The following is a 19,415-nucleotide window of genomic DNA, read 5'->3' as shown; positions in this document are numbered from 1 at the left end:
CACGACACTCTTGACCAAATGTGTCCGACACATGGATCCTTACGCAATGACAACGGGGGTGTTGCGAAACCCTGACTTCCTCCGGTTCCTGACGTCGCACGTGGGGAACGAACTGGGAGCGAATATCTCGCGCGTCGCCCTCCCGCTGGTGGCGGTCGTCACGCTGCACGCGCAGCCGGCCCAGGTGGCTCTGCTGTCCGCGCTGCAGACCGCCGCGTTCCTCGTGCTCGGCCTGCCCGCGGGGGTGTGGGTCGACCGGATGCGCCGGCGTCGCGTGATGATGGTCACCGACCTGGCCAGGTTCGTGCTGCTGGCGAGCATTCCGCTGGCGGCGCACCTGGGCGTGCTGTCGATCGGGATGATGTTCGCGGTCGCCTTCCTGGCGGGTGCGGCGCAGGTGTTCAACGACGTCGCGGACCAGACGTACCTGCCCAGCCTGGTGAGCACCCGGCAGCTCGGCGACGGCAACTCCAAGCTGGAGGTGGTGCGCTCCGGCGGCTTCCTGGCCGGGCCGGGCGTCGGCGGCGTGCTGGTACAGCTCGTCGGCGCGCCGTTCACGATGCTCGCCACCGCGCTGGGCTCGCTGACGTCGGCGCTGTTCCTCAGCACCATCAAGACCCCGGACAAGCCGCCGGCGACGGGCGAGCCCGAGCCGTTGCTGCGCGGCATCGGCGTGGGCCTGCGCTACGTGTGGCGCGACCGCCTGATGCGCATGTTCGCCGCGTCCTCGGTGCTGGCGAACCTGACGGTCGGCGCCGTGCTCGGCCTGTCGGTGTTGTTCCTGGCCGAGGAGGTGGGCCTGGCGCCCGGTCTCATCGGCGTGCTGCTCATGTCCGGCGGGTTCGGCGGCGTGGCCGCGGGCCTGCTCGGCGCGCTGCTGGCCAGGAAGGTCGGCACGGCCAGGATCACCTGGCTCTCCCTCACCGTGCCGGCGCCCTTCGCCCTGCTGCTGCCGATGACCCAGGCCGACTGGCGGGTGGCGTTCTTCGCCGCCACCTCGATCGCGTTGTCGTGGAGCTCGGCGCTGAGCACGGTCGGCCAGATCACCTACCGGCAGACGACGGTCCCCGAGCAGCTGCTGGGCCGGGTCAACGCCTCGTTCCGGTCGTTGACGTGGACCTCGGTCCCGCTGGGCGCGCTGCTCGGCGGGATCGTCGCCCAGCAGTTCGGCGTGCGGACGGCGTTATGGGTGTTCATGATCGGCCGGGTCATGTCGTTCGCGCCGCTGCTGTTCTCGCCGCTGCCCCGATTACGCGACTTCGACGACGCTCAGGCCAGGTCGTAGACCGCGCCGCTGCGGGCCAGCTCGATCGGCCCGGCGTAGCCGCCCCTCGACGCGTCCTGCAGCACTCTCGCGTTGTCGTTCCACGGCACCAGATGGGTGAGCACCAGCTTGCCCGCGTTGGCCTTGGCCGCGTGCTCGGCCGCCTGACGACCGGTCAGGTGCAGGTCGGGCGGCAGGTCGGGCCCCTCGACGAACGACGCCTCGCACAACATGAGGTCGGCCCCCGCGGCCAGCTTGACCAGCTCCGCCGACTCCCCGGTGTCCCCCGAGTACGCCATGCACACGTCGTCGCTGGCCACCCGGAACCCGTACGCCTCGACCGGATGGTTCACCAGCCCGGCGGTGACGACGAACGGCCCCACCTCGAACGAGCCGGGCGACAGCGGCATGAAGTCGAAGGCGGTCTCCAGGCCGGGCTCGTCCGGCATCCCGTAGGCGGCCGCGAGCCGGGCCGGCGCCCCCTCGGGCGCGTAGACCGGCACCGGCGGGTACGGCGCGTCGGGCCCGTACGTGCGGGCCACGTGGTATCCGCAGACGTCGAGGCAGTGGTCGGCGTGCAGATGGGACAGGCAGATGGCGTCCACGTCGTAGAGGCCGATATGGCGCTGGAGCGCGCCGAGCGACCCGTTGCCGAGGTCGAGCAGCATCCTGAACCCCTCGGCCTCGACGAGATAGCAGGACGCGGGGCTGTCGGGGCCGGGGTAGCTGCCCGAGCATCCGACGATGGTCACCTTCATGTGGGCCTCCCGCTAAAGGTAGTACCCCCCACTGGCGCGACTTCGACCGCGTCGATCTCCGGGCCCAGGAACCGCCTGCCGAGGCGGGCGAAGAGGTGGGAGTCGCCGGTGGCGCGGAAGCGGTGCCGGGGGGTGGCCTCGCCCCCCGCCGCCAGTCCGCGGTCGTGCAGGATCCGGTAGACGTCCTTGGCCGTCTCGTCGGCGCTGGAGACCAGCGTGACCCCGTCGCCGACGACGTAGGAGATCGCGCCGGTGAGCAGCGGGTAGTGGGTGCAGCCGAGGATGAGCGTGTCGCAGCCGGCCGCCCTGATCGGCTCCAGGTAGTCGCGCAGGACGTCGATGAGCTCCTTGCTCATCGTCTCCCCGCGCTCGACGTACTCCACCAGCCGGGGCGCGGCCACGCCGGTGAGCTGCACGTCGGGGGCCGCGGTGAAGGCGTCGTGGTAGGCCAGCGACGTGATGGTGGCCTGGGTGGCGATCACGCCGACCCGGCCGGTGCGGGTGGCGCGCACCGCGCGCCTGGTGGCGGGCTGGATCACCTCGACGACCGGCACGTCGTAGCGTTCGCGGGCGTCGCGCAGGACGGCGGCGCTGGCGCTGTTGCACGCGATGACGAGCATCTTGACGTCCTGCTCGACGAGGTGGTCCATCACCTCAAGGGCGTAGGCGCGCAGTTCCGCGATGGGTTTCGGCCCGTACGGCTGGCGGGCCGTGTCGGCCACGTAGGTGATCGACTCGTGGGGGAGCTGGTCGATGATCGCGCGTGCGACCGTCAGGCCGCCCACCCCGCTGTCGAAGATCCCAATACTCTCGTCCGGCACGTTCTAGAGGGTAGGCGACCTGCTCGATCAACACCGCGTAAGAATGCTCACACCTGATGAAGGCGCGACTGTCGTGTTGCTCACATCAGCCCCTTCCGACCCTGGCGAGCTGGCGCGACTGGGCGACGAGCCGGCCCGCGGAGTCCCAGACCTCGACCTCCTCGTCGAACCAGCCGTCCGCAATGAGGCGGCCGCCGCCGATCAGGGTGAGCCAGCCGGGGGCGGGCAGGGCCCGCAGGTGCCAGGTGAGCTCGACGGTGGGCGCCCAGCCGCGGGCGCCGGCGGAGAACACCACGGGCGGCAGCGCGTCCACGGCCAGGGCCAGCACGTACGGGTCGGCGTCCTGCGGCTCGGCCATCCTGAAGTACGCCCGCGACTCCGGCCTGCCCGTCGGCTCGCCGGCCAGCCAGGCGATGGTGGGCGGGTCGAAACGCATGTCCATCTGGGCGTTGAGGGTCATGTTGTTCTCGGGCTTGGGGTCGGGCAGCTTGACGCACTCCTCGACGGACGGCATGACGACCGAGGGCGCGTCGGTGTAGGCGGGGTCGGCGCCGGTCAGGGTGGCGGTGGTGATCAGGCTCTCGATCTGCGGCACGCCGTCCTGGACGAGGGTGGCCCTGGCGAAGGCGGCCGTGCGGCCCGACTTCAGCGGCTCGACCCGGACCTGGGCGGGGCCGGCGACCGGTGACCTGAGGAACTGCGAGGTGGTGCTCACCGGGTGCTCGAACGGCGAGGCGTCCACGGCGGCGCGCAGGACGACGGCCATCAGGTAGCCGCCGTTGAGCGGGCCGCCGATGGAGTATCCGGGGTCGAGGCACACGTCATAGGTGGTCTCGTCGACCCTGATCGCCTGTGTGGCCTCGTCGAACTTGGTCATCCCGCCCTGCCTTCACCGTACGGAACTATATTCTAGTGGTCCCCCACTTTACGCGGGGCTGCGGCGTTCGCACCACGCCGGTCCGACATCAGCGCGCCTACCTGCGGAAACACCACCCGGATGGGACAGTTCGATCATGGCAACTGTCACCGAACTCATCGGTCAGTCGGTGTGGGACTCCAACGGGATCTGGGTCGGTCACGTGGTCGACATCCGCGCCCACAAGCACAGGGGCGGGCTCCAGCAGAGCCAGACGGTCTACGGGCTGGTCGTCTCGGGACGGCGGGCGCCCGTCCTGCTCGGGCTCACCCGTGACCGTCAGGGCCGCTCGCCCTGGCTGTCCAAGACGCTGGCGCGGACGGTGTACGCCGGGTGCACGTTCGTCCCCTGGGCCTGCGTGACGGACTGGACAGATGGCGAAGTACACCTCGATGTGCTGAAAAAGGAGCTAAACCGGGCCTGATCCCGACTTCAGCACATTGCAAGCGGCCATCTAGCAACATCAGCTACCTTCTCTGTGGTCAAAAGTCCACATTGTGAGTTGAGTGATGTCTGCGAATAATCCCCCACCTGGCCAGGATCCTGAGCGCACCACGGCGTACCGAGGAGGCTGGGACCAGCCGCAGGAGCAGCAGCAGCCGTACCAGCAGCCCTATGGTCAGCAGGCCGCCCAGCCGGGGCAGGGAGCTTCGTACGGGCAGCCGGCTTACAGCCCCCAATCCGCCTACGGCCAGCAGCCCGCCTACGGCGCCCCGTACGGCGGCCAGGCCCAGCAGGGCTGGCAACAGCAGCAACAACAGCAACAGCCCTGGCCGCAGCAGGACCAGCACGCCCAGCAACAGGGCTGGCCGCAGCAGGACCCCTACGCGCAGCAGCAGCACCAGCAGGGCTGGCAGCAGCAGGACCAGTACGGGCAGCAAGGTTGGCAGCAGCAGGGCCCCGAGGGCTTCGGCCCGCCCCAGCCGGCGAAGAAGGGCGGCCGCAAGGGCTGGCTGATCGCCGGCGCGGCGGCGCTCGCGGTGGTGCTGCTCGGCGGCGGCGCGGTGTGGGCCGTGGGCGCGATCGGCGGCGGCGGCACGCAGCCGAACGAGGTTCTGCCCGCCAACGCGATCGCCTACGCCCGCCTCGACCTCGACCCGGCCGCGAACCAGAAGCTGGCGCTGTTCCAGCTCGCCAGGAAGTTCACGGTCACCAAGGGCTCCTTCACCGGCGAGGACCCCCGCCAGGCCCTGTTCAACCTGGTCAACGAGAGCGGCGAGAAGAAGGTCGACTTCGCCAAGGACGTGGACCCGTGGCTGGGCAGCAGGGTCGGCTTCGCCGCCGTGCCCTCCGGCAAGTCCGAGCCCGACTTCGCGGTGGCCGTGCAGGTCAAGGACGAGGCGCAGGCCAAGGCGGGCATCGCCAAGCTCATGGACGGCGACAAGTACGGCATCGCCTTCCGCGACGACTACGCGCTGCTGTCCTCGACCCAGGCGCTGGCCGACAAGTTCGCGAAGGGCGAGGCCACCCTGGCCGACAACAGCGAGTTCAACGACGACATGGGCGACGTCGGCGAGCAGGGCGTGTTGTCGTTCTGGGCGGACATGGGCGCGCTGGCCAAGCTCAGCCCCATCCCCGCCGAGCAGGCCGCGAGCATCGAGCCCATCAAGGACGCCCGGTTCGCCGGCGCGCTGCGCTTCGACAGCGCCTACGTCGAGCTGGCCGGCCTGGTCAGGGGCGCCAAGGGCGTGACCTCGGACGACCTCCAGCCCGCCACCCTGGGCACACTGCCCGCCGGCACCGCCGGGGCCCTGTCGGTCTCCGGCCTGGACCAGATGATCACCAGCCAGTGGGCCCAGATCCAGAAGTCGGCCGCGGCCGGCGGCGGCGCCGAGGTCCAGCAGCTCCTCGACCAGGCCAAGACCAAGTTCGGCCTCGACCTGCCCGGCGACCTCGCCACGGTGCTCGGCAAGAACCTCACGGTCGCGGTGGACAGCCAGGGCCTGGACGGCGACCAGATCAAGGCGGGCGTCCGCGTGGTCACCGACCCGGCCAAGGCCCAGGCGGTCGTCGACAAGATCGAGAAGGCGCTGGCGGCCAGTGGGCAGCCCGCTCCGCAGCTCGCCAAGGTGCCCGGTGACGGCGTCTTCACGGCGGCGACGAGCGAGGAGTACGCCAAGAAGCTGGCCGAGGAGGGCACGCTGGGCGACTCCGAGACGTTCCAGACCGCGATCCCCGACGCCGGCGAGGCGACCTTCGCGCTCTTCGTGGACCTCGACAAGGTCGAGCACCTGTACCTGCAGAGCATGGAGGGCGACGAGAAGGCCAACGTGCAGGTCCTGCGGGCCGTCGGCCTGAGCGGCAAGCAGAGCGCCACCGAGGCGGACTTCTCGCTGCGGGTCCTGTTCAACTGAGCGTGCAAGAAGGGGGCGGCCGTCCCGGCCGCCCCCTTCTTCATGTCCTCAGGCCCAGAGCTGGCCTTCGAGGCGCTCTTCCGCCTCCTCCAGGGAGCCTTCGTAGGCGCCCGTGGACAGGTACTTCCAGCCGCCGTCGGCCACCACGAAGACGACGTCGGCCCGCTCGCCCGCCTTGACGGCCTTCCCGGCCACGCCCAGCGCGGCGTGCAGCGCGGCGCCGGTCGAGACGCCGGCGAAGATGCCCTCGGCGGCCAGCAGCTCGCGGGTGCGCCGCAGCGCGTCGGCCGAGCCGACGGAGAATCGGGTGGTCAGCACGGACTCGTCGTACAACTCGGGGATGAAGCCCTCGTCGACGTTGCGCAGGCCGTAGACCAGCTCGCCGTAGCGCGGCTCGGCGGCGACGATCTGCACGCCGGGCACCCGTTCCCGCAGGAAGCGGCCGACGCCCATGAGCGTGCCCGTCGTGCCGAGCCCGGCCACGAAGTGGGTGACCGTGGGCAGGTCGGCCAGGATCTCCGGACCGGTGGTCTCGTAGTGGGAGCGCCAGTTGGCCGGGTTCCCGTACTGGTAGAGCATCACCCAGGACGGGTTCTCCGCGGCCAGGCCCTTGGCCACGCGGACGGCCTCGTTGGAGCCGCCCGCGGCGGGCGAGGAGATGATCTCCGCGCCCCACATGCGCAGGAGCTGGCGGCGTTCCTCGGAGGTGTTCTCCGGCATCACGCAGATCAGCCGGTAGCCCTTGAGCTTGGCCGACATCGCGAGCGAGATGCCGGTGTTGCCGCTGGTGGGCTCCAGGATCGTGCAGCCGGGCGTGAGCAGGCCGTCCTTCTCGGCCTGCTCGATCATCCACAGCGCCGGCCGGTCCTTGATCGACCCGGTCGGGTTGCGGTCTTCGAGCTTGGCCCAGACGCGCACCTCGGGCGAGGGCGACAGCCGGGGCAGCCCGACGAGCGGCGTGCGCCCGACCGAGTCGATCAGCGAGTCGAACCGCATGTCACCCGCCGGCGACGGCGGGCAGCACGGTCACCGTGTCGCCGTCGGACACCGGGGTGCCGAGGCCGCCGAGGAAGCGCACGTCTTCGTCGTTGAGGTAGACGTTGACGAAGCGGCGCAGGCTGCCCTGGTCGACCAGGCGGTCCTTGATGCCGGGGTGGCGCGACTCAAGGTTGCTGATCAGCTCGTCGAGGGTGGCGCCCTCGGCGTCGACGGCCTTGGCGCCGTCGGTGTAGGTGCGCAGGATGGTGGGAATGCGAACCTCGATGGCCATCGCGGTCATTCTCCTCTTATCTGGTCGTCGTCCCATCGGCGGCAACACCGATGGCTTGGTACGGATTCCAGATCAGCGACAGTCGTAGACGACGACGGCCGGGGTGTGCGCGAAGAGGTAGCTCTGCACCGGCCGGACCATCATGGGAGGAATCTTACCTCTTCCTCCTCGATCACCCCGTCGAGGATCCGGTAGGAGCGGAACTCGACCTCGTTCTCGTCCCTGGTCGAGACCAGGACGTAGTGGGCCTGCGGCTCGGAGGCGTAGGACACGTCGGTGCGCGACGGGTACGCCTCGGTGGCGGTGTGGGAGTGGTAGATCACGACGGGCTCCTCGTCGCGGTCGTCCATCTCCCGCCAGACGCGCAGCTGCTCCATGGAGTCGAACCGGTAGAAGGTGGGCGAACGCTCGGCGTTCTCCATCGGGACGAACCGCTCGGGCACGCCGTCGCGGCCCGCGATCACCCCGCACGCCTCGTCGGGATGGTCGGCCCGCGCGTGCGCGACGATCTTGTCCACCAGTTCCTGCGAGATCGTGAGCATGCCGGGAAGCTACCAGAGGGCGCGGACCAGGCTGTCTTGGAGGTAGGTCAGCCAGTCGTAGGTGACGTAGGCCGGGTAGCGGGGGTCGTCCTCGGACATCATGGCGATCTCGTCGTGGACCTCCTCGGTCACGTCGAGCTTGGTGCCGAGCGTCAGGCGCACGTCGTTGAGCGAGCGCAGCCACGCCTGGGCCTGCTCCGGCGTCAGCTCGGCGCCGCCCGGCCGCGCGGTGTCCAGGACGGTCTGGGCGTCGGCGCGCTTGCCGTCGCGCAGCGTGGCCTCGGTGTAGCGGCGGAACTCCGAGGCCTCCTGCTCGTCCTCGTAGGCCGAGGGGAACAGCCGGGCCAGCACCGGGTCGGTGGGCGCCTGCGCCGCCCCGATGCCGAGCGCCCGCTCCAGCGGATCGTCGCTGGTCTCCCCCGGCGCGACCAGGCCGAGCAGCATCGAGACGAGCGAGCGCAACAGCGAGACCTCCGCGGCCTCGAACTGCGCGATGACCGAGCCGTTCCGCCCGGCCGAGAACCCCGAACTCACCGCCGCCGCCTCACTTGACCGAATCCGGCTGGACCGTCGCCCACAGGCCGTAGGAGTGAAGAATCTGCACATCGCGTTCCATCTCTTCGCGCGTGCCACTGGACACGACCGCCTTGCCCTTTTGGTGGACGTCCAGCATGAGTTTCTCCGCCTTCTCCTTGGTGTAGCCGAAGACGGTTTGGAAGACATAGGTCACGTAGGACATGAGGTTGACCGGGTCGTTCCAGACGATGGTCACCCATGGCAGATCGGGCCGGACGTCCGATGACGGACGCTCGACGGTGATTGGAGCGGTGCTACCCACATCCCCGAGTCTGCCCTATCTGGGTCGTAGTCTTCGAGTCGTGAGAATGACCATGAGCACTGCGTTGCTCACAGATCACTATGAGCTGACGATGCTCCAGGCGGCACTGCGCAGCGGCGCGGCGCACCGGCGCGCGGTCTTCGAGGTGTTCGCCAGACACCTGCCGGGGGGCCGCCGGTACGGGGTCGTGGCCGGCATCGGACGCGTCCTGGACGAGCTCGAACGCTTCCGTTTCGGTGACGAAGAACTCACCTTTCTCCGCGAGCAGGAGGTGGTCGACGAATCGACTCTGGCGTTTCTCGCCGATTACCGGTTTTCCGGGAACGTCTACGGCTACCGCGAGGGCGACCTGTACTTCCCCGCCTCCCCGATCATGATCGTCGAGGGCACCTTCGCCGAGGCCGTGCTGCTGGAGACGCTGACGCTGTCGATACTCAACCACGACTGCGCCATCGCCTCGGCCGCCTCCCGCATGACCAACGCCGCCGGCAAGCGCCCGCTCATCGAGATGGGCTCGCGCCGCACGCACGAGTACGCCGCCGTCGCCGCCGCCCGCGCCGCCTACATCGCCGGGTTCGCCTCCACCTCCAACCTCATGGCCGGCCACATGTACGGCGTCCCCACGGCGGGCACGGCCGCGCACGCGTTCACCCTGCTGCACGACTCCGAGCGGGACGCGTTCGAGGCCCAGATCGCCTCCCTCGGCGTGGGCACGACGCTGCTGGTGGACACCTACGACGTCGAGCAGGCGGTGCGCACGGCGGTCGAGCTGGCCGGCAACAAGCTGGGCGCGGTCCGCATCGACTCCGGCGACCTGGCCGCCGCCGCGCAGGAGGTGCGCGAGCTGCTCGACTCGCTCGGCGCCTTCGACACCCGCATCGTGGTCACCTCCGACCTCGACGAGTACGCCATCGCCGCGCTCGCCGCCGCCCCGGTGGACGGCTACGGCGTGGGCACCTCCCTGGTGACCGGGTCCGGCGTCCCCACGGCGGCCCTGGTGTACAAGCTGGTGGCGCGGGAGACCGGGGCGGGCCGGCTGGAGGCCGTGGCCAAGCGGTCGGTGGGCAAGCCGTCGCGTGGAGGGCGCAAGGAGGCGTACCGGCTGCTCGACGACGACGGGCACGTCGAGACCGAGCTGATCACGACCGGCGGCGTCGTCCCCGACGGCGGCATCCCCCTGCTGCACGAGCTGGTGCGCGACGGCGAGGTCGTCGGCCGGGAGCCCCTGTCCGCCGCCCGTGACCGCCACGCCGCGGCCGTCGCGCTGCTCCCCCAGGAGGCGCTGCACCTCGGGAGGGGGTACGCGGCGATCCCCACGGAGTTCGTCTGACGTATCGTGCTCTTATGGGCACCGCGTTGATCATCGTCGATGTGCAGAACGACTTCTGCGAAGGTGGCAGCCTGGCCGTGGCAGGCGGCTCGGAGGTGGCCGCCGCGATCACCCGCCATCTCGGCGAGCACGGCTACGACCACGTCGTGGCCACCCGTGACCACCACGTCGACCCCGGCACCCACTTCTCGGACACCCCCGACTACGTCACGTCCTGGCCCGCCCACTGCGTGGCCGGCACCCCCGGCGCGGACTTCCACCCCTCCTTCGACGTGTCGGAGGTGGAGGAGGTCTTCAGCAAGGGCGCCCACGCGGCGGCCTACAGCGGCTTCGAGGGCGCCTCGGGCGACGGCGCGCCGCTGGCCGACTGGCTGCGCGAGCGCGGGGTGACCGAGGTCGACGTGGTGGGCATCGCCACCGACCACTGCGTGCGCGCGACCGCGCTCGACGCGGCGGCCAACGGGCTGTCCGTGCGCGTGCTGCTCGACCTCACCGCGGGCGTCTCCCCGGCGACCACGCAGTCGGCCATGGCCCAGATGGAGGCCGCGGGCGTGACGCTGGAGGGCACCCCCAAGGCGGGCTGACCGGCCAACCGCCCGGGGCCGACCCGGGGTTGCACCGCGACCGAGTCTGATCACGGACGGTACACAGTGCGCAACCCTGCGGTCATGTGATATTCAAGGATGACCTAACCTCTCCGCAGTCGAAGTAGTACGTAGAGTCATATCTCTTCATCCTGTGCGAGGTTTCCCATGCTTGCCATCTCCCTGGGCGTGTCCTGGCTGCTGCTCGCCCCTCTCGCCCTCTGGGTGCTCGTCAAGGGCCGTCCGGGAGCGCGGGTGGGTGCGGTCGTGACGCTGGCGCTGCTGGAGGTCGCGACGGTCGCGATGGGCGATGTGCCCTCCGGCCGCGGCCCCGCCGTCGTGGCCCACGACATGCCGCCGGCGCCCCCGCTGCCCGCCTGCGACGAGCGCACCCCGATCCCCCAGTGGGCCAAGGTCGGCCGGCAGCTCGTGCTGTCGTGGTCGGCCGCGCCGCGCGAGTGCGCGACGGCCAAGGTGATCGCCCGTCCGGAGGGCCGCCGGCTGCTGGTGTGGGTGCACGAGGGGCCGCTGAACGGCGACCATCAGGGGGTGCGCACCCTTCCCGTCCGGGTCAAGGACGGCCGGGCGGCGCTGACCGTCCCGCTGCCGGGCGACGAGCGCTACATCCCGGTGGACGGCCGCTCCGGGAGGCGGATCCCGGCCCCCGCCGGCCTCTAGCGCTTCCTAGAGGGTCGCCACGGCCAGCCGCAGGGCGTCGTCGAACCTGGTGAACACCTCGAACGCGTGCCGCAGCCCCGTGATCGACAACACCCGCGCCATCACCCCGTGCACCCCCGCCAGCAGCAGCCTGGTGCCCCTCGACTCGCATCGCTGCATGACCTCGACGAGCTCGTTCATGCCCATCGAGTCGCAGAAGGCGACCGCGCCGAGGTCGAGGATCAGGAACGGCCTGGCCGGAAGCTCCCACACGCGCTGCATGTACTCGCGCAGGATCGGGATCGCGTAGACGTCGAGCTCGCCTTCGAGCCGGATGATGACGGCGTTTCGGGAGAGGCCGGAAGCGACGGTGAGCGTCGACCTGCCGGGGGCCTCAGACGACATGGGCAAGATCCTTCTGGTATCCCAAGACAGCCAAAAGGGTTGTTGCCGTTCTGGCCGGCCTTCTAACGGAAGGTCACTGCTCTGTGTCCAAATGTGCAGGGTCCCCTGCCGGGTCCCCCCGGACCCCTTCGCCGGTTCGCGGGGAACCGGCGAAGGGGGCGCGGCTAGCGCCGCTGGGTGGCCCAGCGGCGGATGGCGTCGATGCGCTCCTGGATCTGCTCGGCCGTGGCCTGCGCGATCGGCGGGCCGCCGCACGTGCGGCGCAGCTCGGCGTGGATGACGCCGTGGGGCTGGCCCGTGCGGTGGTTCCAGGCGCCGACCAGGCCGTTGAGCTCGCGCCGGAGCTCGGCGATCTGCTCGTGCGGGGCGAGCGTCTCCTTGGGCTGCTCGGCCGGGCCCTGCCTGCGCTTGGCGGCCTGCTGGTCGGACTGGCGCTTGCGGAGCAGGGTGGCCACCTGGTCGGGCTCCAGGAGGCCGGGCAGGCCGAGGAAGTCCTCCTCCTCGGCCGAGCCGATCTCCGCGCCGGTGCCGAACTCGCCGCCGTCGAAGAGCACCCGGTCGAAGGTGGCCGAGGTCTCCATCGTCTCGAACGGCAGCTCGTCGCCCAGGACGTCGGGGTTGTCCTTCTGCCGGTTGGCCTGCTCCAGCAGGCTGTCGTCGAGGCCGTCCTCCGGGGGCTTCTTGTTGAGCACGTGGTCGCGCTCGACCTCCATCTCGTTGGCCAGCCCCATGAGGGTGGGCACCGAGGGGAGGAAGACCGAGGCGGTCTCGCCGCGCTTGCGGGCGCGCACGAACCGGCCCACGGCCTGGGCGAAGAAGAGCGGGGTGGAGGTCGAGGTGGCGTAGACGCCCACGCACAGGCGCGGGATGTCGACCCCCTCGGAGACCATGCGGACGGCCACCAGCCACCGGTCGTGGGACGCGGCGAACTGCTTGATCTTCTTGGACGCCCCGGGGTCGTCGGACAGGACCACGGTCGCGCCCTCGCCGGTGATGTTGCGCAGGTGGCGGGCGTAGGCGCGGGCGGTCTCGTGGTCGGTGGCGATCACCAGGCCGCCCGCGTCGGGCACGCCCCGGCGGACCTCGGTCAGGCGGCGGTCGGCGGCCTGCATGACCTGGCGGATCCAGTCGCCCTTGGGGTCGAGCGCGGCCCGCCACGCCTGGGACAGCTGGTCTTTGGTGAGCGGGGTGCCGAGCGTCGCGGCGATCTCGTCGCCCGCGCGGGTGCGCCACTTCATCTCGCCGGAGTAGGCCAGGAAGATCACCGGACGGACGACGCCGTCGTCGAGCGCCGGGCCGTAGCCGTAGGAGAAGTCGGAGACGCTGCGCTTGACGCCCTCGGCGTCCTCCTCGTAGCCGACGAACGGGATCGGGTTGTCGTCGGACCGGAACGGCGTGCCGGTGAGCTGGAGCCGGCGGGTGGCGGGCTCGAACGCCTCGCGCACGCCGTCGCCCCACGACTTGGCGTCGCCCGCGTGGTGGATCTCGTCGAAGATGACCAGCGTCTTGCGGGCCTCGGTGCGCGCCCGGTGGAGCGCGGGGTGCATCGCGACCTGCGCGTAGGTCACCGCCACCCCGGTGTAGTCGCGCGAGGTCGTGCCCTGGCTGTTCTTGAACTCGGGGTCGATGCCGATGCCGACCCGGGCGGCGGCGTCGGCCCACTGGCGCTTGAGGTGCTCGGTGGGCGTGACGACGGTGACGGCCCTGATCACCCCGTTGGCCAGCAGCTCGCTGGCGATGCGCAGGGCGTAGGTCGTCTTGCCCGCGCCGGGGGTGGCCACGGTGAGGAAGTCACGCGGCTCGCGCCTGAAGTACAGGTCGAACGCCTGCTGCTGCCAGGCGCGCAGTTTGGGCGCGGTGCCCCACGCGGCGCGGTCTGGATAGGAAGGCGAAAGGTGGGACGCGGCGAAGGTGCTCACCGCATCACCTCTGGGGTTCGTGTGCTTCGCTCTCTCACAGTGACCCAAGAGTAATCGGGCCCACCGACAAGACGTGCCGTGCACCGAGGATTCTGGCCAAGGTCTTCCCTACGTGCTATGTGGCTTATCTGAAGCTCGTCATCACCGCGTCGAGCGCCTGTCTGCCGGTGGCCGCCTCGGGCTGGAGCAGGCCGACGAGCAGCACGGCGCGGCCCGCGCGAGTGAGAAGCATCACGCGCAGGAACGCGGGCCGGTTGACGACGTCCTGGTACTCGGCCCGCAGGGCCCGGGTGTGCCCCTGCGGAATGTCACGGTCGTCGACGACCGTGACCTTGTCGCCCTTGAGCAGCAGCCTGGAGTACAGCTCGGCGGCCTCCCCCGCGGCCTTCTTGACGTTCGGCACGGGCTCGGCGACCCGCCTGGCCATGACCAGCGCGCCGTTGCCGTCCCTGGCGACCGAGGTGAAGCCGGTGACCGGCGGGACCGTCCCGGCGCTCCAGCCGGGCGGCAGCCGCAGCGTCACGCCGGCCACGGCGTCGCTCAGCCGGTCGGGCCGCGGTGGCGGCGCGGTGAGCCGGGACGCCACCGCGCTCACCCCGGCGACCAGCCCCGCCGCCGCCACCAGCGCGACCAGGACGCCGGCCGGACGCCGTCCGCGCCGCGGGGCCTGCTCCAGCGGTCCGGGGTCGGCGGGGGTGCCGTAGAGGCGGGCCGAGGGCGGCAGCGGCTCGGAGGGGGTGGCGTGGCGGCGGGCCGAGGGCGGCAGCGGGTCGGCGGCCGGCGGGTCGAAGGGGACGGTCCGGCGGATCCGGGGGTTCCACGCCGTCCGCTCGTACGGGTCGCGCCCCCGGCGCGGCGGCCAGGGGACCTCCTCGTCGTCGCCGTCGTCGCTGTCGTCGTCGTCGCTGTCGGGGTCGGCCGGGAAGTCCGCGTCCTGGGGAGGAGTGCGGCGGTGCCGGGGCCCGGAAGTGGGGGGCCAGACCCGGTGATCATCCTCCATGACACCTCCTCGTCCCGTTGTCCTATCACTCCTCGGGACGAAGATCTGGCGATCCGTGATCGCTGTGGCGGGAGGGGCAGAATCGCACGATCAGCGGGTGCGGGCGGCCAGGAACGTGGCGGCCAGCCCGATGAGCGCCATGAGGACCGAGATCACCACGAATCCGGTGGCGATCTGCCCGGAGCCGTGCCCGATGAAGTTGATCACCGCGCCGCCCAGGCCCACGGTCAGGGCCGAGCCCAGCATGTCGGTGACCGACAGCGCGGCGGAGTTGGCGCCCTGCTCGCTGACCGGCGACTGCCTGAGCGCGGTGACGCTGACCGTGGTCATGCCGAGGCCCATGCCGAACCCGGCCGCGATCCAGGCCGGCACCGCGATCCAGCCGCTCACCGCGGGCAGCGCCGCGAACAGCGCGATCACGATCCCGGCCGTGACGCACACCGCCCCGAGCCTGATCCGCCGGTGCGGCTCGGCGGTCCGCCTGCTCTGCAGGAACGAACCCGCCGACCAGCCGAGCGCGCCCGTGGTCAGCGCGATCCCGGCGGCCCTGGCGTCGAAGAGCTTGACCGACGTGAGCACCAGCGGGATGAAGGAGTTGACCCCGAAGAACGCGGCCGAGAAGAACCCGCGCAGCAGCACGGTCGTGGGCAGCCCGCGCCCGAACCGCAGCGCGCCCGGCGGCAGCAGCCGGTGCAGACCGTAGACGAGGAAGCCCAGCCCGCCGAGCGTGGCGGCCGCGCCGATCACCGGCTGCTGGTGCAGCTCGTCCACGCCCCACAGCAGCACGCCCGCGCCGCCGGCGGCGGAGGTGGCGGCCAGCGTCATCGCCAGCGGCTGCGAACGCGGCCCGCGCGGGCTCTCGCCGGCCTCACCCCGCGAGGCCATCCGGAGCGCGGGGACGAGCATCACCAGCGCGGGCACCACCAGCGGGATGATCCCGTAGAAGACGAACCGCCAGCCCCACTCCTTCGCGACGGCCCCCGCCACGGCGGGCCCGACCATCGAGGGCACGACCCAGGCGGCCGACAGCGCCGCGAAGACCTTGGGCCGCACGACCGCCGGGTAGACCCGGGCGATCATGACGTACAGCGCCACGATCGAGGAACCGGCGCCCAGCCCCTGGACGGCCCGCGCCACCAGGAACAGCTCCTTGGCGTCCGCCGCGCCGGCCAGCGCCATCCCGGCGACGAACAGCACCACCCCGACGAGGAACGGCAGGGGGTAGCCGCGCCGGTCCGACCAGAGCCCGGCGACCACGTTGGCGAACAGGCTGGCGATGAGGAAGGCGGAGAAGCTGATGCCGTAGAGGTTGAGCGCGTCGAGGTCCGCCGAGACCGCCGGCATGACGACGCCGACCGACATGCCCTCGAAGGCGATCAGCGTGACCACCAGAAGGATCCCCAAGGTGGCGGTGCGGTACTGGGGCCCGAGGATGGGGGGTGAGGTGTCGGGAGCGTCGATTGCCTTCGGTGCTGTCACCTACACATCGTAATTGGCCCCAAACTACGCATCTGCGCTGCGTCGGTAGGCCGTCCACATCTCGTGCATGCGGTCGGCCTGGCCCTGGGTGAACTCCGACATGCACCGGTCGTGGGTGTAGTCCATGTAGTTGCGCATCGGGTCGGAGCCGGCGTGGGTGCAGGTGTCCTTGCCCTCGGGGCAGCCCTCGGTCGCGCGGGCCTCGGGGGCGGTGTCGGCGATGCCGTCGCCCGGCTCGTCGCAGCCGTTCTCGAAGGTGTGGAACAGGCCGAGCCAGTGGCCGATCTCGTGGACGCCGGTGTAGCCCTTGTCGTAGTTGGTCATCGGGCCGCCGGGCAGGCTGCGCCAGTCGATCACGACGCCGTCGAGGGCGGGGGCGCCGGCGTACCAGTAGGGGTAGCTGGCGAAGCCCAGCATGAGCTCGCTGAGCTGGGCGATGTAGAGGTTGAGCGTCTGGGCGCCGCCCTGGTGCAGGCGGGTCTTCATGTCCTTCTCGCCGCCGACGGGGTCGGTGAACCAGCCGGCGTTCTCCTTGACGGAGACCGACTCCAGCTTGAAGCGCACGCCGGTGTCGACGCCTCCGTTGCGGCCGGCGTAAGCGGCGTTGAGCACGTCGATCTGGGCCTTGACCGCCTGCTCGGAGACCTTGCGGCGGCCGTCGGTGAGGACGACCACCCTGGTCGGCACGGTGATGCGCGCAGGCACGGCCACCCCGCGCAGCCGGACCTTCAGCTCGGCCATGACCTTGGCGACGTCCTCGGGGAGCGGCGAGCGCGGGCCGGTCGCCTTGGGCATGCCCGCGTTCGGACGCACGGTCGGACGGGCGGTCGGGCGCACAGCCGGACGTGCGGCCAGGCGTGCGGCCGACGATTCGCAGCGCGACGTCGGCGTGGCGTCGAGCGGGAGCGGCGGGGCGAGCCCGGCCGCCAGCAGGCATGCCAACGAGACGGCGGTCGCGCGCCGGGCCATGCAATCCCCCCGTGACGGTATGGGCTGGTCAGATTACCGACCGTAGCCTTACCCGAGGGGATTGGGCTTCAGCAACACTCACTGCTTCTTGTCGTCGTCCCCGCCGCCCGACGGAAGACCTTCGTAGATCTCCTTGCACTCGGGGCAGACCGGGTATTTCTTCGGGTCCCGACTGGGCACCCAGACCTTGCCGCACAGGGCTCGGATGGGTGTGCCCGTCACCATGCTCTCGGTGATCTTGTGCTTGTCCGCGTAGTGGGCGAAGCGCTCGTGGTCGCCGTCACCGTGAGAGGTGCGCGGCGTGGTCTCCTGCTCAGGGAGGATCTTCGTGCTCACCCCTCCGAGTTTATGCCCGCCGGCGAGCGCTTCCGCGTTCCGCGTCGGCGTGGCAGCGCGGCGAGCCCGGGGAGCCAGCCGAGCACGATTCCCCAGATCAGCCCCAGGGCCAGGCCGCCGCCGAGATAGCCCAGATAGGCGCCGATCCCGGCCTGCGCGACCGTGGCGAGCAGGGCCGCGCGCAGCAGGTTCACCACGACCGCGGCGGCCAGGAACCTGCCCCAGGTGCGCCAGAAGCCGCCGCGCGTGGCCGCCACCGCGCCGACCAGGGCGAGCGCCAGGACCGTGTCGGCGAGCGTGAGCAGCCACGTCGTCTCGCCGAGGGGGACGACGCGCAGGCCCGGCAGCGCGTACGGGGCCCCGACCGCGGACGGCACGGCCAGGTAGCCGACCCTCGTGACCAGGGCCGCGCCGAACAGACCGAACCCCAAGACGATCAAGAAGGCGACGATCGCCGGCAGGCTATTGCGAACAAGGCTCATGTTCGGCAGGCTAGCCGCGTCCATGATTCTGATGGAAGACCCCATTTCCCGGCATCCGCGGAGATCAGATGAAGCGTGCCAGGTTGCTCGCGACGACAGCCGTGCTCGTCCTGCTGGCCGGAGGCGCCGTCGCCGCCGCGACCAGGGACGCTCCCCCGTCCACGCCCCGCTACGTCACCGACGACCGGGGACGGGCGCTGATCCTGCACGGCTTCAACACGGCGGGCAGCGCCAAGGGCGCCCCCGACGCCCTGCCCGAGCTGACCCCGGACGACATCGACCGCGAGTACCGGGACATGGGCACCAACTTCGTGCGGTTCCTCATGCAGTGGCGGGCCGTGGAGCCCTCCCCCGGCACCTATGACACGAAATATCTGGACAAGGTGGCTGAGCGGGTGCGGTGGTACTCCGACCGCGGCTACCAGGTCATGCTCGACATGCACCAGGACCTGTGGGGCAACGGCATCACCCCCACCGGCGTCGCCGGCAACGGCGCGCCCGGCTGGGCCACCCACACCGACGGCCTGCCGGTGGCCACCGACCACTTCACCTGGGAGATGTACTACCTGGAACCCGGCGTCATCCGGGCCTTCGACCACTTCTGGAACACCACCGGCGAGCACCCCGAGCTGATGGACCACTACGCCAGGGCGTGGGCGGCGGTCGCGGCCCGCTTCAAGGACGTGCCGGGCGTTCTGGGGTACGACCTGATGAACGAGCCGTGGGGCGGCTCGGTCCAGGGCGCGGCGTTCGAGACCGGCCCCCTGGCCACCCTCTACCGCAAGAGCATCGACCGGATCAGGGCGGTCGACCAGGACAGCTGGATCTTCCTGGAGCCGCAGGCTGTGGGCGTCAACTGGGGGCTGCCGTCGTCGCTGCCGCGCTTCGACGACCCGCGCGGCGGGCCGCCGCGCATCGCCTTCGCCCCGCACGTCTACCCGCTGCCGCTGGACCTCGGGGACGACTACGCCGCGGGCTCCAAGGAGTGGACCGACCGCACGCTGGGCTGGTGGCGCGACAACATCGCGCGGACGGCCGAGCGCATGGGGGCGCCCGTCCTGCTGGGCGAGTTCGGGCTGGACATGACCCGGCCGGGCGCGTCCGACCTGGTGCGGAAGGTCCAGGGGCTGAGTGACGAGGTGGGCACCGGCATGGCCTACTGGTCGCGGGACGCCGACGCCTGGGGGCCGTACGACGTGAAGGGGAAGGCCACCGCGTTGCCGGGCGCGTACGTCAGGGCGTACCCGAGGGCGATCGGCGGCGTCCCGATCAGCGTCGCCTACGGCGAGAACCGCCTCCAGGTGGTCTTCGACGCCAACGAGACCGGTCCCACCGAGATCTACCTGCCCGAGCGCGGCTTCCCGAACGGCGGCCGGGTGGACGGCGGCACCGCCGCCTGGAACGCCGCGAGGCGCATCCTGACGGTCACCACCAAGACCTCGGGCCGCGTCGTCCTGACCGTCACCCCCGCGTAACCGGGCCCGGACAGCG

Annotated in this window: 22 protein-coding genes; 7 read left to right on the top strand and 15 right to left on the bottom strand. The window is 71.0% G+C overall.

Annotated elements, in window-relative coordinates; all coding sequences use genetic code 11:
- The first annotated feature begins 58 nt into the window (after positions 1-58).
- On the top strand, positions 59-1,285 hold the full coding sequence (locus tag ABT158_RS02680; protein ID WP_352350130.1) for an MFS transporter: 1,227 nt from the start codon (positions 59-61) through the stop codon (positions 1,283-1,285).
- Here the strand turns inward: ABT158_RS02680 and ABT158_RS02675 are convergent.
- From ABT158_RS02675 to ABT158_RS02665, 3 genes are all read right to left on the bottom strand, one after another.
- Positions 1,270-2,022 (bottom strand): MBL fold metallo-hydrolase, encoded by a 753-nt coding sequence (locus ABT158_RS02675; RefSeq protein ID WP_352350128.1) that lies wholly within the window; start codon positions 2,020-2,022, stop codon positions 1,270-1,272. The two genes, ABT158_RS02680 and ABT158_RS02675, sit on opposite strands and share 16 nt — an antisense overlap.
- Positions 2,019-2,843: a glutamate racemase gene (murI, locus tag ABT158_RS02670; protein ID WP_352350126.1), complete on the bottom strand. Its 825-nt coding sequence runs from the start codon at positions 2,841-2,843 to the stop codon at positions 2,019-2,021. Before murI ends, ABT158_RS02675 begins: the two co-directional genes overlap by 4 nt.
- A gap of 85 nt (positions 2,844-2,928) precedes the next feature.
- Positions 2,929-3,720: a thioesterase family protein gene (locus ABT158_RS02665; RefSeq protein ID WP_352350124.1), complete on the bottom strand. Its 792-nt coding sequence runs from the start codon at positions 3,718-3,720 to the stop codon at positions 2,929-2,931.
- Between the two features lie 136 nt (positions 3,721-3,856).
- On the opposite strand from ABT158_RS02665, the gene ABT158_RS02660 reads away from it, so the two are divergent.
- Both ABT158_RS02660 and ABT158_RS02655 read left to right on the top strand, forming a co-directional pair.
- Positions 3,857-4,183, top strand: a complete 327-nt coding sequence (locus tag ABT158_RS02660; protein ID WP_352350122.1) for a hypothetical protein — start codon at positions 3,857-3,859, stop codon at positions 4,181-4,183.
- An 85-nt stretch (positions 4,184-4,268) separates the two neighbouring features.
- Entirely contained in the window at positions 4,269-6,113 is a 1,845-nt protein-coding gene (locus ABT158_RS02655; protein WP_352350120.1) for a DUF3352 domain-containing protein, read from the top strand.
- A gap of 48 nt (positions 6,114-6,161) precedes the next feature.
- Here the strand turns inward: ABT158_RS02655 and ABT158_RS02650 are convergent, their stop codons facing one another.
- From ABT158_RS02650 to clpS, 5 genes are all read right to left on the bottom strand, one after another.
- The gene (locus tag ABT158_RS02650; RefSeq protein ID WP_352350118.1) at positions 6,162-7,109 is read right to left on the bottom strand and encodes a PLP-dependent cysteine synthase family protein; all 948 of its coding nucleotides are present in this window, start codon (positions 7,107-7,109) and stop codon (positions 6,162-6,164) included.
- A 1-nt stretch (position 7,110) separates the two neighbouring features.
- Complete coding sequence (locus tag ABT158_RS02645; protein ID WP_352350116.1) at positions 7,111-7,383, bottom strand: MoaD/ThiS family protein; 273 nt, start codon at positions 7,381-7,383, stop codon at positions 7,111-7,113.
- A 140-nt stretch (positions 7,384-7,523) separates the two neighbouring features.
- Positions 7,524-7,925: a M67 family metallopeptidase gene (locus ABT158_RS02640; protein ID WP_352327704.1), complete on the bottom strand. Its 402-nt coding sequence runs from the start codon at positions 7,923-7,925 to the stop codon at positions 7,524-7,526.
- A 9-nt stretch (positions 7,926-7,934) separates the two neighbouring features.
- Complete coding sequence (locus tag ABT158_RS02635) at positions 7,935-8,459, bottom strand: DUF2017 domain-containing protein (RefSeq protein ID WP_352350114.1); 525 nt, start codon at positions 8,457-8,459, stop codon at positions 7,935-7,937.
- A gap of 10 nt (positions 8,460-8,469) precedes the next feature.
- Positions 8,470-8,763: an ATP-dependent Clp protease adapter ClpS gene (gene clpS, locus ABT158_RS02630; RefSeq protein ID WP_352350112.1), complete on the bottom strand. Its 294-nt coding sequence runs from the start codon at positions 8,761-8,763 to the stop codon at positions 8,470-8,472.
- Positions 8,764-8,809: 46 nt separating this feature from the next.
- Here clpS and ABT158_RS02625 point away from each other — a divergent pair, with 46 nt between their 5' ends.
- From ABT158_RS02625 to ABT158_RS02615, 3 genes are all read left to right on the top strand, one after another.
- Complete coding sequence (locus ABT158_RS02625) at positions 8,810-10,093, top strand: nicotinate phosphoribosyltransferase (protein ID WP_352350110.1); 1,284 nt, start codon at positions 8,810-8,812, stop codon at positions 10,091-10,093.
- A gap of 14 nt (positions 10,094-10,107) precedes the next feature.
- Positions 10,108-10,677 (top strand): nicotinamidase, encoded by a 570-nt coding sequence (locus tag ABT158_RS02620; protein ID WP_352350108.1) that lies wholly within the window; start codon positions 10,108-10,110, stop codon positions 10,675-10,677.
- Positions 10,678-10,845: 168 nt separating this feature from the next.
- Entirely contained in the window at positions 10,846-11,355 is a 510-nt protein-coding gene (locus ABT158_RS02615) for a hypothetical protein (protein WP_352350106.1), read from the top strand.
- Between the two features lie 6 nt (positions 11,356-11,361).
- Here the strand turns inward: ABT158_RS02615 and ABT158_RS02610 are convergent, their stop codons facing one another.
- The 7 genes from ABT158_RS02610 to ABT158_RS02580 all read right to left on the bottom strand — a co-directional run bounded on the left by ABT158_RS02610 (position 11,362) and on the right by ABT158_RS02580 (position 17,924).
- Entirely contained in the window at positions 11,362-11,739 is a 378-nt protein-coding gene (locus tag ABT158_RS02610) for an STAS domain-containing protein (RefSeq protein ID WP_352350104.1), read from the bottom strand.
- A 164-nt stretch (positions 11,740-11,903) separates the two neighbouring features.
- Entirely contained in the window at positions 11,904-13,658 is a 1,755-nt protein-coding gene (locus ABT158_RS02605; protein WP_352350102.1) for a DEAD/DEAH box helicase, read from the bottom strand.
- Positions 13,659-13,782: 124 nt separating this feature from the next.
- Entirely contained in the window at positions 13,783-14,658 is an 876-nt protein-coding gene (locus ABT158_RS02600) for a hypothetical protein (protein ID WP_352350100.1), read from the bottom strand.
- Positions 14,659-14,748: 90 nt separating this feature from the next.
- A complete protein-coding gene (locus tag ABT158_RS02595) occupies positions 14,749-16,137 on the bottom strand; it encodes an MFS transporter (RefSeq protein ID WP_352350098.1) in 1,389 nt (462 codons plus the stop codon).
- Between the two features lie 24 nt (positions 16,138-16,161).
- Complete coding sequence (locus ABT158_RS02590) at positions 16,162-17,106, bottom strand: zinc metalloprotease (RefSeq protein WP_352350096.1); 945 nt, start codon at positions 17,104-17,106, stop codon at positions 16,162-16,164.
- A gap of 78 nt (positions 17,107-17,184) precedes the next feature.
- Entirely contained in the window at positions 17,185-17,442 is a 258-nt protein-coding gene (locus tag ABT158_RS02585; RefSeq protein WP_352350092.1) for a DUF3039 domain-containing protein, read from the bottom strand.
- Complete coding sequence (locus tag ABT158_RS02580; RefSeq protein ID WP_352350090.1) at positions 17,439-17,924, bottom strand: hypothetical protein; 486 nt, start codon at positions 17,922-17,924, stop codon at positions 17,439-17,441. The genes ABT158_RS02585 and ABT158_RS02580 overlap by 4 nt, the downstream gene beginning before the upstream one ends.
- A 68-nt stretch (positions 17,925-17,992) precedes the next feature.
- Here ABT158_RS02580 and ABT158_RS02575 point away from each other — a divergent pair, with 68 nt between their 5' ends.
- Entirely contained in the window at positions 17,993-19,399 is a 1,407-nt protein-coding gene (locus tag ABT158_RS02575; protein ID WP_352350088.1) for a cellulase family glycosylhydrolase, read from the top strand.
- Positions 19,400-19,415 lie beyond the last annotated feature (16 nt).

The organism is Nonomuraea sp. NPDC001636 (assembly GCF_040298265.1).
Lineage (GTDB): Bacteria > Actinomycetota > Actinomycetes > Streptosporangiales > Streptosporangiaceae > Nonomuraea.
This window is presented reverse-complemented; position numbering and strand designations above follow the sequence as displayed.